This is a genomic window from Pseudomonas sp. W4I3 (genome assembly GCF_030816195.1).
Lineage (GTDB): Bacteria > Pseudomonadota > Gammaproteobacteria > Pseudomonadales > Pseudomonadaceae > Aquipseudomonas.
In genome coordinates this window covers 1,618,555-1,632,417 of the sequence record NZ_JAUSXS010000001.1, presented here as the reverse complement: position 1 = coordinate 1,632,417, position 13,863 = coordinate 1,618,555, and the positions used below count along the sequence as shown (strand labels likewise).

Below are 13,863 nucleotides of genomic sequence, written 5' to 3'. Positions count from 1 at the left end.
CACTCATCCAGTAATGAGATTCATTATTAAGTGATATTAAGAATCAAAACAAGGATGGCGGAATGAATCCTGTCTATCGGAGCCACAAAAAAAGGCGCGCCATCATCCAGATGGCGCGCCTTTTTCGGTGAAGCGTCGCGGGTCAGCTGCCGGCGACCGTCATCCGCTCGATCAACACGGAGCCCGTGCGGATATTGCTGCGCAGCTCCAGGTCGTTACCCACAGCGACGATCTGCTTGAACATATCGCGCATGTTGCCGGCGATGGTCACTTCCTGGACGGCGAACTGAATCTCACCGTTTTCGACCCAGAACCCCGCCGCACCGCGGGAATAGTCACCGGTCACCATGTTCAGGCCATGGCCCATCAATTCGGTCACCAGCAAGCCGCGCCCCATCTGACGCAACAGCGCCGCCTGGTCTTCATCGCCGTGGGTCACGAACAGGTTATGCACGCCGCCGGAGTTGGCGGTGCTGGGCAGGCCAAGCTTGCGGCCTGCGTAGGTGCCCAGCACATAAGACACCAGCTCGCCCTTCTCGACGAACGGCTTGGCATACGTGGCCAGCCCATCGCCGTCGAACGAGGCGCTGCCCATGGCGCGCATAAGGTGCGGACGCTCATCGATGGTCAGCCACTCAGGAAACAGCTTCTGGCCAATCGCACCTTCCAGGAATGACGATTTTCGGTAAAGGTTGCCACCGGAAATCGCCCCGAGAAAACTGCCGAACAAGCCACCGGCCAATTCGGCGGAAAACAGCACCGGCACTTCGCACGTGGGCACCGGGCGCGCACCCAGACGGCTGGCTGCACGCTGCGCAGCACGTTGACCAATGCTTGCCGGGTCTGCCAGCAACTCGCCTTGACGGTTCACGTCGTACCAGTAGTCGCGCTGCATCTGGCCGTTGGCTTCGGCGATCATGACGCAACTGAGGCTATGGCGTGTGGAGGCGTAGCCACCGATAAAACCATGGCTGTTGCCGTAGACACGGCAACCCTGGTGAGTACTCAGCGTGGTGCCGTCGGCGTTTTTGATCCGCGCATCGGCGTCGAACGCCGCTGCTTCGCAGGTCAGCGCCTGCTCGATGGCTTGCTCAGGCGTGATGTCCCAGGCGTGGAACAAATCGAAATCCTGCAGATCCTTGGCCATCAATGCTTTGTCGGCCAAGCCTGAGCTTTCATCTTCGGAGGTGTGCTTGGCGATTGCCAACGCGGCGGCGACGGTTTCACGAATCGCTTCCGGGCCACTGGCCGACGTACTGGCCGAACCTTTGCGCTGGCCCACATACAAGGTGATGCCAAACCCCTGGTCGCGATTGAATTCTACGGTCTCAACTTCCCGCTGACGCACCGAAGTCGACAGCCCCTGCTCCAGCGACACCGCGACTTCACAGGCGCTGGCGCCCTGACGCTTGGCCTCGGCAAGGATCTGCTCGACTTGTTCCTGCAGTGCCGGTAACGCTTGCGGACCGACGCTTTGGGCTGCACTCATGGTTTTCTCCACTCAAATTCTGCTCTCGGTTAAGGCCATCGAGCGACCGGGCCGGACAAGCGGCCCCCGACTGGTTATCATGGCGGCGTTTCTTTGCGGACTGCCACCATGGTTGATTCTTACGACGACTCCCTCGATGGGGAGAAAAGCAAAACCCAGGTCAAACGTGAGCTGCATGCTCTGGTTGACCTTGGCGAGCGTCTTACAACGCTCAAAAAGGACTTGATTGCCAAACTGCCACTGACCGACGAAATGCGCCGGGCTCTGGCCGATGCGCCCAAGCACACCGCGAATATCGCGCGCAAACGGCACATCATGTTTATCGGCAAGCTGATGCGCGATCAGGACACCGACGCCATTCTGGCCCTGCTCGATCAAACCGATGCCTCCACTCGCCAGTACAACGAACGCTTTCATAACCTGGAGCGCTGGCGTGACCGCCTGATCTCGGGCGATGACGCCGTGCTGGAAAAATTCGTCTTGGACTACCCGGACGCGGACCGCCAGCAATTGCGCTCCCTGATCCGTCAGGCCCAACACGAACTGGCGCATAACAAGGCGCCGGCCACCAGCCGTAAAATCTTCAAATACATCCGTGAGCTGGACGAGACTCAACGCGGCCTGCGCTGATCCTCTTCCCCGGGTGGCGGCCTTCGCCACCCGAAGCTCTCGGGCTTACGACCCCGTGCCACCCACGGTGATCGCATCGATCTTCAACGTCGGCTGGCCCACGCCTACCGGTACCGACTGTCCATCCTTCCCGCACGTACCCACGCCGCTGTCCAGCGACAGGTCATTACCGACCATCGATACCTTGCTCATGGCCTCCGGCCCATTGCCAATCAACGTCGCCCCCTTGACCGGCGCGGTAATCTTGCCGTCTTCGATCAAGTACGCCTCGCTGGTGGAGAACACGAACTTGCCGCTGGTGATATCCACCTGCCCGCCGCCAAGGTTGGCGCAGTAGATGCCGCGCTTCACCGAAGCAATGATTTCTGCCGGATCGCTTTGGCCACCGAGCATGTAGGTGTTGGTCATACGGGGCATAGGCAGGTGCGCGTAGGACTCACGACGACCGTTACCGGTGCGCGCCACGCCCATCAGGCGGGCGTTGAGTTTGTCTTGCATATAACCTTTGAGCACGCCGTTTTCGATCAGGGTGGTGCACTCGGTAGGCGTACCTTCATCGTCCACACTCAACGAACCACGGCGACCGGCCAGGGTGCCGTCGTCGACAATAGTGCACAGCTTGGACGCGACCATCTCGCCCATGCGCCCACTGTAGGCGGAACTGCCCTTGCGGTTGAAGTCGCCTTCCAGCCCGTGACCAACGGCTTCGTGCAGCAGCACACCGGACCAACCCGAGCCCAGCACCACCGGTAAGGTACCGGCCGGCGCGGGAATCGCTTCCAGGTTGACCAGCGCCTGGCGCAGCGCTTCACGCGCATAGCCCATGGCACGGTCTTCGGCGAGGAAATAACGATAGTCGGTACGCCCGCCGCCGCCATGGCCGCCGCGCTCGCGGCGACCGTTCTGCTCGACGATCACACTGACGTTGAAACGCACCAGTGGCCGTACATCTGCCGCCAGCCCGCCATCGGTAGAGGCTACGAGGATGCGTTCCCACACACCGGCCATGCTCACGGTGACTTGCTGGATACGCGGGTCCAGAGCGCGGGTAGCCGCGTCAACACGCTTGAGCAGCTCGACTTTTTCGGCGCGGCTGATCACTTCCAATGGATTATCCGGCGCATACAACTGCGCCACGTCCTGGGTGGTGAACGCCTGCACCGTGCCGTTCTGACCGGCGCGGGAAATCGAGCGCGCCGCGCGAGCGGCTAGCCCCAGGGCTTCCAGGGTAATCGCGTTGCTGTAGGCAAAACCGGTCTTTTCCCCGGATTGCGCGCGTACGCCTACGCCCTGGTCAAGGTTGAAACTGCCTTCCTTGACGATGCCATCTTCCAACGCCCAGGACTCGGATATTTGCCCCTGGAAGTACAGGTCGGCCGCGTCGATCCCTGGACCGGCCAGGTCGCCCAGCACGGTTTGCAGATTTTCGATGGTCACGCCACCGGGTGCCAGAAGGTGTTCACTGACTGAGGACAACAACTCGCTCATAGGTTTGGCCTTAAATTCGTCGTTCTGAAGCAGGTCGCTGTGCGCCCTGCGAGAAAAAGCGCCGGTGATTGACCACCGGCATGCGCGCCCGTATCGACGCCTGTTCATTGCTGTCGCGTTCGGCCATTAACACCGCTTCGCCTTGATCCTGTTGGGCCAGCACACGTCCCCAGGGGTCGATAATCGCTGCATGCCCATGGGTTTCCCTGGGCCCCGGATGCACACCGCCCTGGGCAGCCGCCAGCAGATAACACTGGGTTTCGATGGCCCGTGCACGAATCAGCACATCCCAATGCGCAGCACCCGTCACCGCCGTAAACGCCGAGGGCGCGCTGATCAACTCAGCCCCCGCCGCACGCAACTCACTGTACAGCTCAGGAAAGCGCAGGTCGTAACACACCGTCAGCCCCAGGCGCCCCACTGGCGTATCTGCCACCACCACGTTGCTTCCGAAAGCATAGTCGTCGGATTCGCGATAACGACCCCGGGCATCCGCCACATCCACATCGAACAAGTGCAGCTTGTCATAGCGAGCGGCGATTTCACCGCGGTCGTCGATCAGCAGCGAACAGGCGTTGGGTTTGGCGTTCGGTTGGTCCCTGGGGGGCAACGGCACAGTACCGGCCACTATCCATAAGGTGAGGTCGCGAGCGGTCTGTTTCAACCATGGAAGGATCGGACCTTCACTCAAGGCCTCGGCGCGACCGATGTCGGCCATGTCACGGCGGCCCATGGCGGCGAAATTTTCCGGCAGTACCGCAAGCCTGGCGCCATCCGCCGCCGCTCGCTCCAGCAGGCAGCGTGCCTGAGCCAGGTTTGCCAGCACGTCACTCTGGCTGACCATTTGGATTACCGCAAAGGACATGGGCCGACACTCCGTAAAGGGCATGCGGTCATGCTACTCCACAGCCTCTCAGTTTGGCTTTTCAAATGGCTTGTCAAAGGTGATTTTCGGGTCCTTCCATGGGCCTTGCACGGTGTACTGCACACTGGCGAAGCGCGATACCCGGTCGCCGATCAACTTATCGATCAGGAACAACGCGCCGCCAATGGCCGGTGCGCCGACAATCAGCGCCGCGATCGGCAGGTTGTTGGTGACCGGCAGCGTCACCAGCAACTTGGCATCAACGCGATCGGCCACCAGGTCCAGGGTGCCGTTCAGCTCAAGGTTAGTGGACGGCCCGGTCATGGTGATGGGTTCACGGGTCACGAACACACCATCGCTGGCCGCCAGCAAGCCCTTGACCCGGTCGTAGCTCAGCCCCTTGCCGAGCAGGTCGGAGAAGTCCAGGCGCAAACGGCGGCCGATGGAGTTGAAGTTAAGCAGGCCGAACACACGCAATGCCTGGGCGCCGCCTTCCACTTCCACGAACTGGCCTTTACGGAACGCTGCATCCAGGCTACCGGAGAACCGCTTGGGCCCGACCCAGGCAGGCGAACCCGGCCAACGGCCATCCACGTCCAGATGGAAGTCCTCGCTGGTGACTGTGGGCGCAAAGCCCCAACCCTTGAGCACGTCGGCAATGTTCTTGCCGTCCAACCGCCCTTTGTACCAACTGCTGCTGGCCCCCGGCGCGCCTTCCCAACCACCGGCACCGTTGAGCTGCATGCCTTTGAGGCCCAGGTCCAGGTTGTTGAAGGCCAGGCCCTTGGCGGTCGGCCGGATTTTCAGCGACCACGCGCCAACCAGGTCCGGGCCCTGGAACAGTTGATTGATGGCGATATCCATTGCTGGAATATCCTTGGGGTCGATATCGGCCAGCGGGTCCGGCGCGTTCTCGTCCGCCTGTACGGTCGGATCGACCGCAGGCAGCTTCACGTACTGCAGGTTGATGGCAATAGGCGCGCCCTTGGCGTCCGGCAGATTCACCGTGCCCTTGGCTTGCTGGCTGTCGAACTGCAGCCCCCAGGCCACGGGCTTGCGGTCCAGTTGCAGTTTGACCTGGTCGAACTGCGTGCCAAAACCGGTCAGCTTGCCTACCTTGAAATCGGCGCCGCTGAGCAGTTGCTTGGCGCTACCGCCCGGATCATTACCCGCGTAACGATTCGCGAGTTTTTTCCAGGGGTCGATATCCAACTCGGAGAGCACCCCGCGTACGCGCAGGCCCTTCGCGCCGGGTAAAACCGCATCGCCATCACCAAGGAACAGTTCGCCGCGCCCTTCATTGAAGTTATCCGGCGGCGCCGCAAACGTGAAATTCGCCAGCTCGCCGTAATCGAACCAGTAACGTCGCTCCGCGCCCTGCAAGGTCATGCGGAATGTGCTGTCACGGCCCTGGCTCGCCGGCATGCCAAACGGCGCCGGCAGGTCCACCGCGACGCCCTTGAGATTGGAGTTGACCATCAGCTGACTGTCCGCGCCGTCCAGAATCACTTGCAGCTGGTACGGGATATCGCCGGACACCGGCAGCGGCTGGCTGATTTTCAACCAGTCGGTGAGCCGCTTGACCGTCACTTGCCCCTTGGCGGTCACACGGGTGTTGATGGCGCCCGGCTTGCCCTCGGCAAAAATCTGCGCGCTGACCGGGCGGTCGAACGCCTGGGCCGATATGTTCTGGCCGCTCAAGCCCTTGGCGCTGTCGAAACGGAAGTCTCCCTTGAGCTGGGTCAGGTCCAGCGTAGGCTCCGCCAGCTGCAGACGCGCCTTGTCGGTCTTGAAGTCGACCACAATCTTGGGCTCGGTGCCCTTGGCCAGCGGCACGTCGAGGTCCAGGCTACCTTGCAGGTCGCCCTCGCCCTTCCAGCCGGCGAAGGTGGATGCGGTGCCAATAGGCGCTTCCTGGAGGATTTTCAAACCATCGCCCAACCCACCGGAAAACCCGCCGGTGAGCAACAGGTGGCTGTCCTTGCCGGCTGGCGCGTGGGGGATGTTGACGTAGACGTCCTTGACCTGGGTATCGAGCAATTGGCCTTTGCTGGCCAGAATGCGCACACCGCTCTCCTCGACGAACACCTCACCGTTGACCTTGCTCACATGGGGCCAACCCGGCTGGAACGCCAGCTCGGCATCATGCACCTTGAAGAACAGGCTGATATTGCGCGAGGCCGGCAGCGCGTTGTGGCTCAAGGAACCCTGGTACTGGAAAAAACCTTCATCTACAGCGCCCTTGAGGATCGCCGTGCGCAACCACTCATCCAGCGCCGGGCTCAACACCGCCGGTAAGTACTTGGGGGTAAAACGACCATCGCCATTGACCATGCCGACCCGCAGGTCCATGTAGTCCTCCTGGCTATGGTCGAAATGCAGGCGAATCAGGAAGTCCGCCGCGACGTTGCCTTCCTCGCCCAGCACCTTGATATACGGCGCGACCAGGGTGAAGCCCTGCTTGTCCAGCGTCCAGGTCAGGCGCGCATTAGCCTGGATGTACTGCCATGGCTTGGCGAAGATAGGGAACAGGTGCAGGGAAAAGTCTTTGCTGTCCATGCGCAACTCGCCATGGCCCAGGTCGCCACTGATGCTGCCGGACACATTGCGCGCAGCCGGCGCGCCGAAGTACGCATCAAAACCGACGCGCTCAAGGTTGGCGGCAAAACTGACTTTTTGATCGGTGGTGTCCTGCGGGCGGAAGTCGACCAGCACATTGCGCAACCGGCCAGTGGCTTTCAACTGCTCGACGGCCTTGGCGAAGCCTTCCGGCAACGGTGCCAGGGCATTGAGCAAAGGCGTGATGGGCGTCAGGTCGAGCCGGTCGGCCTGCAGCTTCCACACTTCCTGATCTTTATCGGTCGCCAGGCTCTGCTGCAGTTGCAGACGCGATTCCCAGCGGGTTTCCCCGATGTTCATCGCCAGCGAATCAAGCAGCACTTTAAGACCGCTGTCGCTGCGTTGCACATAAGCGGTAAGGGCCAGGTTTTCGATATGCACCGGCTTGCGTTCGGCGTAGCTGCCTTTTACCTGCGGCGAGTTGAGGCGCACCACCGCGCTTTGCACGGCGCCGTTGGCCCAGTTGAGCCAGAACTCACCGCCGGCCTTGAGCTGGGTGAGCTTCCATTGTTGGGTCAACGTGGACGGAATCCACTTGGCCCAGTCGCTTTGCGGAAGACTCAGGTAGGCCTCGACCTCAGCGTCTTTCCATTGGCTGGCGCGGATGCGGCTGCGCAGGCTCAAGGCGAGCGGTTGACCATCGGGCAAGGTCAGGCGCGCGTCCAGGCGTTGCTGGTTCATACCGGTGTGCAGGCTCAGGCCGACATAAGTCACGGTCACCGGCGCCCGGTCGAACGGTTGCAGGGTCACCTGGCTGTCGAGTACCGATACGCGCTTGACCATCTGCATGCGGGTGAGCAATTGTTGCGGATCCAGGGGCTGGTCGTCCTGCACCGGCAAGCCCTGCAGTTCCCAATGGCCGTCCTTGTCTTCCTTGACGCTCAACTGCAATCCGCTGACCTGCAGATGGGCGATACGCACTTCGCGTGCCATCAGGCTGGCCCAGAGGTCGGGCACCACCTCGACCTGATCCAGGCGCAAGGCGCTGTTGCCCTCGCCCACCATCACGTCATGGGCCAGCAAGATGGGCGCAAAGCCGCTCCAGCGGCCTTCGAGGCTACCGATGTGCACGGGCATCTGCACCGCGGCCTGGGCTTTGGCTTGGACTTCAGCGCGGTATTCGGCCACCAGCGGGGTCAATTCACGCCCCAGGCTTACGTACACCGCCGCCAATACCAGCAGCAACGCACACAGGCCCAGCCCCCAACGGGTCAAAGCGGCAAAAAAGCGTATCAGACGCTCCATGTCAGGCGACCCTCAAAGCGGTAGTCGGACGATAGGTCAATGCCTGTCGCTCTCGTAAAGGAAAAACGAATGGGGATCAGAGCAGCACCACGTCGTATTGTTCCTGGGAATACATAGTTTCGACCTGAAAACGAATAGTGCGACCAATAAACCCCTCCAGCTCAGCGACGTTACCCGACTCTTCATCGAGGAGGCGATCGACCACTTTTTGGTTGGCCAGCACTCTATAACCTTCGGCCTGATAGGCGCGTGCCTCTCGTAGAATTTCGCGGAAAATCTCGTAGCAAACCGTTTCCGGGGTCTTCAATTTACCGCGCCCCTGGCAACTGCTGCAGGGCTCACACAGCACTTGCTCAAGGCTTTCGCGGGTGCGCTTGCGGGTCATCTGCACCAGGCCCAGTTCGGTGATGCCGATGATGTTGGTCTTGGCGTGGTCGCGCTCCAGCTGCTTTTCAAGGGTGCGCAGCACCTGGCGTTGATGCTCGCCGTCTTCCATGTCGATGAAGTCGATGATGATGATGCCGCCCAGGTTGCGCAGGCGCAGTTGGCGCGCTATCGCAGTGGCGGCTTCGAGGTTGGTCTTGAAGATGGTCTCTTCGAGGTTGCGGTGCCCCACGAACGCGCCCGTGTTGACGTCGATGGTGGTCATGGCTTCCGCCGGGTCCACCACCAGGTAGCCACCGGACTTGAGCGGGACCTTGCGCTCCAGGGCTTTCTGGATTTCGTCTTCGACGCCATACAGGTCGAATATCGGGCGCTCGCCGGGATAGTGCTCAAGGCGGTCGGCAATTTCCGGCATCAGCTCGGCGACAAATTGCGTTGTGCGCTGGAAGGTCTCCCGCGAGTCGATGCGAATTTTCTCGATTTTCGGGCTGACCAGGTCGCGCAAGGTGCGCAGCGCCAAGCCCAGGTCTTCATAGATCACGCTTGGCGCGCCAATGGTCTGGATCTGCGCCGCGATCTGGTCCCATAGCCGTCGCAGGTAGCGGATATCCATGAGGATTTCATCGGCGCCCGCGCCCTCGGCGGCAGTGCGCAGGATAAAACCACCGGCTTCCTTGATGCCCTCGGCGGCGACACAATCGCTGACTACTTTCTTCAGGCGCTCGCGTTCGGCCTCGTCCTCGATTTTGAGGGAAATACCAACATGGGCGGTACGCGGCATGTACACCAGGTAACGCGAAGGAATCGACAGTTGGGTGGTCAGCCGTGCGCCCTTGGATCCGATGGGGTCCTTGGTGACCTGCACCACCAGGCTCTGCCCTTCATGCACCAGCGCGCTGATGCTTTCCACCGCTGGGCCTTCGCGCAGGGAAATTTCCGAAGCATGGATAAACGCGGCGCGGTCCAGGCCGATGTCGACGAACGCCGCCTGCATACCCGGCAATACGCGCACCACCTTGCCTTTGTAGATGTTGCCGACGATCCCGCGCTTCTGGGTGCGCTCTACGTGCACTTCTTGCAGAACACCGTTCTCTACCACCGCCACGCGCGATTCCATCGGCGTGATATTGATCAGAATCTCTTCACTCATGGCTGGGTCTCGTTCAGGCGTTTTCACAATAGTGACCGATCACTTAGGGCTTGGCGCGAAAATAAAGGCGTTCAGCGCACGGTAAGGTTTTGCCAACAGGGTATGCCGAATTGGCCCAGCAGTTGCGCGGTTTCGCAGACTGGCAGGCCAACCACGGCGGAATAGCTGCCGTTGAGTCCGGACACGAACACCGCGCCAAGCCCTTGAATAGCGTAGCCGCCCGCCTTGTCCACGGGTTCACCACTGTGCCAGTAAGTCGTAGCTTCCTCGACAGAGATTTCGCGAAAAGCGACACGACTGCTTACATATCGGCATTCACAGCGCTGGCCATCGGTGAGGGCAATGGCCGTGAAGACTTCATGCTCGCGCCCCGCCAAGGCCATCAACATGGCCAAGGCATCGGCCTGGTCCACTGGTTTGCCGAGAATCTTGCCGTCCACGATAACGGCGGTATCGGCACCCAATACGCAGACGCCAGCGGTTTTTTCGAGCGCAGCCAAACCCGCCGCAGCCTTGCTTCGAGCCAGGCGCTCGACATAGGCGACGGGGGTTTCGTTGGGAAGAGGAGTTTCATCGATAGCGGCGCTGACCACGGTGAAAGGCACGCCGATCTGGGTCAACAACTCGCGTCGCCGCGGTGAGCCCGAGGCCAGATAAAGCACATTCATTGCAGACTCTCCCTGTAGGGTTCGATGACCAGGCAGAGCCTCGCAATCCATCAATTGATTTTATAGCGACGACGTAACCCACGCAGGCCGAAACTGATCCAGGGCCACAGCAAGGCACTGACCAGCGCCGGCAGCACCAGCGCCAGGGTGGGTTGGCGATTGCCGGTCAAGGCGCTGAGCCAGAGCTGAACCAACTGCGCCAGGCCGAAGATCACCAGGATCACCAGGCACTGCTGCCACATCGGGAACATGCGCAAACGCTGCTGCAATGACAGCACCAGGAAGGTGATCAGGGTCAGGATCAGCGCGTTCTGACCTAGCAAAGTGCCATAGAGCACATCCTCGGCCAAGCCCAGGCACATGGCCGTGACCATGCCCACCTTGTGCGGCAGGTTCAACGACCAGAACGCCAGCAGCAACGCCAGCCACAGCGGGCGCAGGATTTCCATGAATTGCGGCAACGGCGAAACGCTGAGCAGCAAGCCGATGGCAAAGGTCAGCCAGACAATCCAGCCATTGCGCGAATGAGTACTGGCCATTATTCCTCCCTCTGCCGCGCAGTGGCCGGGGCGGTCGCCGCGGGCCTCGCGGCAGGCGCGGTGGTGGCAGCCGGTTTAGCCGGACGTGCGCTGTGTACCGCCGGCTTGGCCGGGGTGGCGACAGGCGCTGCGGTTGCCGGTGCAGCCGGCGCGGCCGCAGGCGCTGGTGGCCCAACAAAAGCCGGTTTCGGCACGGTGGCGGGAATTACCGGCGCGGTGCCGTTCCGTTTGTCTTCGGCTTCCTGGGCCTGCGCGGCGTCATTGGCGCGCTCTTCCGGCGTGCGGTTGTCGCTGAACACCAGCAGCAGATAGCGGCTGCGGTTCAGTGCGGCCGTCGGCACGGCACGCACAATGGCAAACGGCTGGCCGGAATCGTGGATCACCTCCTTGACCGTCGCCACCGGGTAGCCCGCCGGGAAACGCTGACCCAGGCCGGAGCTGACCAGCAGGTCGCCTTCCTTGATGTCGGCGGTGTCGGCCACGTGCCGCAACTCCAGGCGCTCCGGGTTACCGGTACCGCTGGCAATCGCACGCAAGCCGTTGCGATTGACCTGCACAGGAATGCTGTGGGTGGTGTCGGTCAGCAGCAAGACGCGCGAGGTGTAGGGCATCAATTCAACCACCTGGCCCATCAGGCCGCGGGCGTCGAGCACCGGCTGACCGAGCACCACACCGTCGCGCTCACCCTTGTTGATGATGATGCGATGGGTAAAGGGGTTGGGGTCCATGCCGATCAACTCGGCCACTTCGACCTTTTCGTTGACCAATGCCGAGGAGTTGAGCAATTCGCGCAGCCGAACGTTCTGCTCGGTGAGGGCGGCGAGCTTTTGCATGCGGCCCTGCAACAGCAGGTTTTCGGTCTTGAGTTTTTCATTCTCGGCGACCAGTTCGGTGCGGCTGCCGAATTGGCTGGCCACGCCCTGGTAGAGACGTTGCGGCAGGTCGGTGATCCAGTAGGTCTGCATCAATACCAGCGACATCTGGCTACGCACCGGCTTGAGCAGCGAAAAGCGGGCATCGACCACCATCAGCGCGACCGAAAGCACGGTCAGCACCAACAAGCGCACGCCCAGTGAGGGGCCTTTGGCGAAGAGCGGTTTAATAGGCCGCTCCTCCCAGGCAAATGTTCTCTTTATTCATACGGCATCAAACCGGCCTGGATGCAGATTGAAGAAGATAAACGCCAACAGGCAGCACTGCAAAGTGCTGCCTGCCGACCCAGCATGAACCGTCCAGGCGATCTTATTCGCTGGAGAGCAGGTCCATGGTGTGTTTATCCATCATTTCCAGTGCACGACCACCGCCACGAGCCACGCAGGTCAGCGGGTCTTCGGCGACGATCACCGGCAGGCCGGTTTCCTGGGCCAGCAGCTTGTCGAGGTCGCGCAACAAGGCGCCACCACCGGTCAGCACCAGGCCACGCTCGGCGATATCGGAAGCCAGCTCCGGCGGCGATTGCTCCAGGGCGCTCTTCACAGCCTGAACGATGGTGGCCAGGGACTCTTGCAGAGCTTCCAGCACTTCATTGGAGTTCAGGGTGAAGGCACGCGGCACACCTTCGGCCAGGTTGCGACCGCGAACATCGACTTCGCGAACTTCGCCACCCGGGTAAGCGGTACCGATTTCCTGCTTGATGCGCTCGGCGGTGGATTCGCCGATCAGGCTGCCGTAGTTACGACGCACATAAGTGATGATCGCTTCGTCGAAACGGTCGCCGCCCACACGCACGGACTCGGCATACACCACACCGTTCAGGGAAATCAGGGCGATCTCGGTGGTACCACCACCGATATCCACCACCATCGAGCCGCGGGCTTCTTCAACCGGCAGGCCGGCGCCGATTGCGGCGGCCATCGGCTCTTCGATCAGGAACACTTCGCGGGCACCGGCACCAAGGGCCGATTCACGGATGGCACGACGCTCCACCTGGGTGGATTTGCACGGGACGCAGATCAGCACACGAGGGCTGGGCTGCAGGAAACTGTTTTCGTGAACCTTGTTGATGAAGTACTGCAGCATCTTCTCGCAGACACTGAAGTCGGCGATCACGCCGTCTTTCATCGGACGAATGGCAGCAATATTGCCTGGTGTACGGCCGAGCATGCGCTTGGCCTCGGTGCCAACGGCAACGACACTTTTCTGATTACCATGGGTCCGAATGGCCACAACCGATGGCTCATTCAGAACGATACCGCGCTCGCGCACGTAAATAAGGGTGTTGGCAGTGCCCAGGTCAATGGAAAGATCGCTGGAAAACATGCCACGCAGTTTCTTGAACATGGGAAAGGGACCCTAGGCAACGCGTGGGTAAAAAAGTGCGGCAAACTCTAACAACGACAGGGATTTTGGGCAAGGCGCCAATGTGCTAAATTGGCCGACTTTCTGTGCACCAACCCCCACAATCGCGGCCTTATGACCGTAGAAATGCGGTAGTGTTCCGACAATCTAACACACGGACGCCCTCCGTTCTGTTTTCCACTGGAGAATCCCATGGCGCTTGAACGCTCCGACGTGGAAAAAATCGCGCATCTGGCCTCGCTTGGCCTCAATGACGCCGATCTTCCACAGACCACCGCAGCCCTGAACAGCATTCTCGGGCTGGTTGACCAAATGCAGGCCGTCGACACCGACGGCATCGAGCCCCTGGCTCACCCGCTGGAAGCCAGTCAGCGCCTGCGCGCCGACGTCGTGACCGAGCGCAATCACCGCGAGGCCTACCAGTCCATCGCGCCAGCGGTCGAAAACGGCCTGTACCTGGTTCCGAAAGTCATCGACTAAAGGGAAAG

Annotated in this window: 11 protein-coding genes; 2 read left to right on the top strand and 9 right to left on the bottom strand. The window is 61.1% G+C overall.

Annotated elements, in window-relative coordinates; genetic code table 11:
• Positions 1 to 142: 142 nt before the first annotated feature.
• Positions 143 to 1,489, bottom strand: coding sequence for a metalloprotease PmbA (gene pmbA / locus QF045_RS07285; protein ID WP_306491626.1), 1,347 nt, complete (start codon positions 1,487 to 1,489; stop codon positions 143 to 145).
• A 108-nt stretch (positions 1,490 to 1,597) separates the two neighbouring features.
• Between pmbA and yjgA the strand changes: the two genes are divergently transcribed.
• A complete protein-coding gene (yjgA, locus tag QF045_RS07280) occupies positions 1,598 to 2,119 on the top strand; it encodes a ribosome biogenesis factor YjgA (RefSeq protein WP_025856302.1) in 522 nt (173 codons plus the stop codon).
• 45 nt (positions 2,120 to 2,164) lie between these two features.
• Here yjgA and tldD read toward each other — a convergent pair whose 3' ends face one another.
• The 8 genes from tldD to mreB form a co-directional block, all read right to left on the bottom strand.
• Entirely contained in the window at positions 2,165 to 3,607 is a 1,443-nt protein-coding gene (gene tldD / locus QF045_RS07275; RefSeq protein WP_306491625.1) for a metalloprotease TldD, read from the bottom strand.
• 10 nt (positions 3,608 to 3,617) lie between these two features.
• Positions 3,618 to 4,472 (bottom strand): carbon-nitrogen hydrolase family protein, encoded by an 855-nt coding sequence (locus QF045_RS07270; RefSeq protein ID WP_306491624.1) that lies wholly within the window; start codon positions 4,470 to 4,472, stop codon positions 3,618 to 3,620.
• Positions 4,473 to 4,520: 48 nt separating this feature from the next.
• Positions 4,521 to 8,336, bottom strand: a complete 3,816-nt coding sequence (locus QF045_RS07265) for a YhdP family protein (protein ID WP_306491623.1) — start codon at positions 8,334 to 8,336, stop codon at positions 4,521 to 4,523.
• Positions 8,337 to 8,412: 76 nt separating this feature from the next.
• Positions 8,413 to 9,870: a ribonuclease G gene (gene rng / locus QF045_RS07260; RefSeq protein WP_065885774.1), complete on the bottom strand. Its 1,458-nt coding sequence runs from the start codon at positions 9,868 to 9,870 to the stop codon at positions 8,413 to 8,415.
• 71 nt (positions 9,871 to 9,941) lie between these two features.
• Positions 9,942 to 10,538, bottom strand: a complete 597-nt coding sequence (locus tag QF045_RS07255) for a nucleoside triphosphate pyrophosphatase (RefSeq protein ID WP_306491622.1) — start codon at positions 10,536 to 10,538, stop codon at positions 9,942 to 9,944.
• 50 nt (positions 10,539 to 10,588) lie between these two features.
• Entirely contained in the window at positions 10,589 to 11,077 is a 489-nt protein-coding gene (gene mreD, locus QF045_RS07250; protein ID WP_043048570.1) for a rod shape-determining protein MreD, read from the bottom strand.
• Entirely contained in the window at positions 11,077 to 12,180 is a 1,104-nt protein-coding gene (gene mreC, locus QF045_RS07245; protein ID WP_306494866.1) for a rod shape-determining protein MreC, read from the bottom strand. The genes mreD and mreC overlap by 1 nt, the downstream gene beginning before the upstream one ends.
• A 139-nt stretch (positions 12,181 to 12,319) precedes the next feature.
• Complete coding sequence (mreB, locus tag QF045_RS07240) at positions 12,320 to 13,357, bottom strand: rod shape-determining protein MreB (protein WP_002555108.1); 1,038 nt, start codon at positions 13,355 to 13,357, stop codon at positions 12,320 to 12,322.
• Between the two features lie 210 nt (positions 13,358 to 13,567).
• Between mreB and gatC the strand changes: the two genes are divergently transcribed.
• Positions 13,568 to 13,855 (top strand): Asp-tRNA(Asn)/Glu-tRNA(Gln) amidotransferase subunit GatC, encoded by a 288-nt coding sequence (gatC, locus tag QF045_RS07235; RefSeq protein WP_124385147.1) that lies wholly within the window; start codon positions 13,568 to 13,570, stop codon positions 13,853 to 13,855.
• Positions 13,856 to 13,863: the final 8 nt, after the last annotated feature.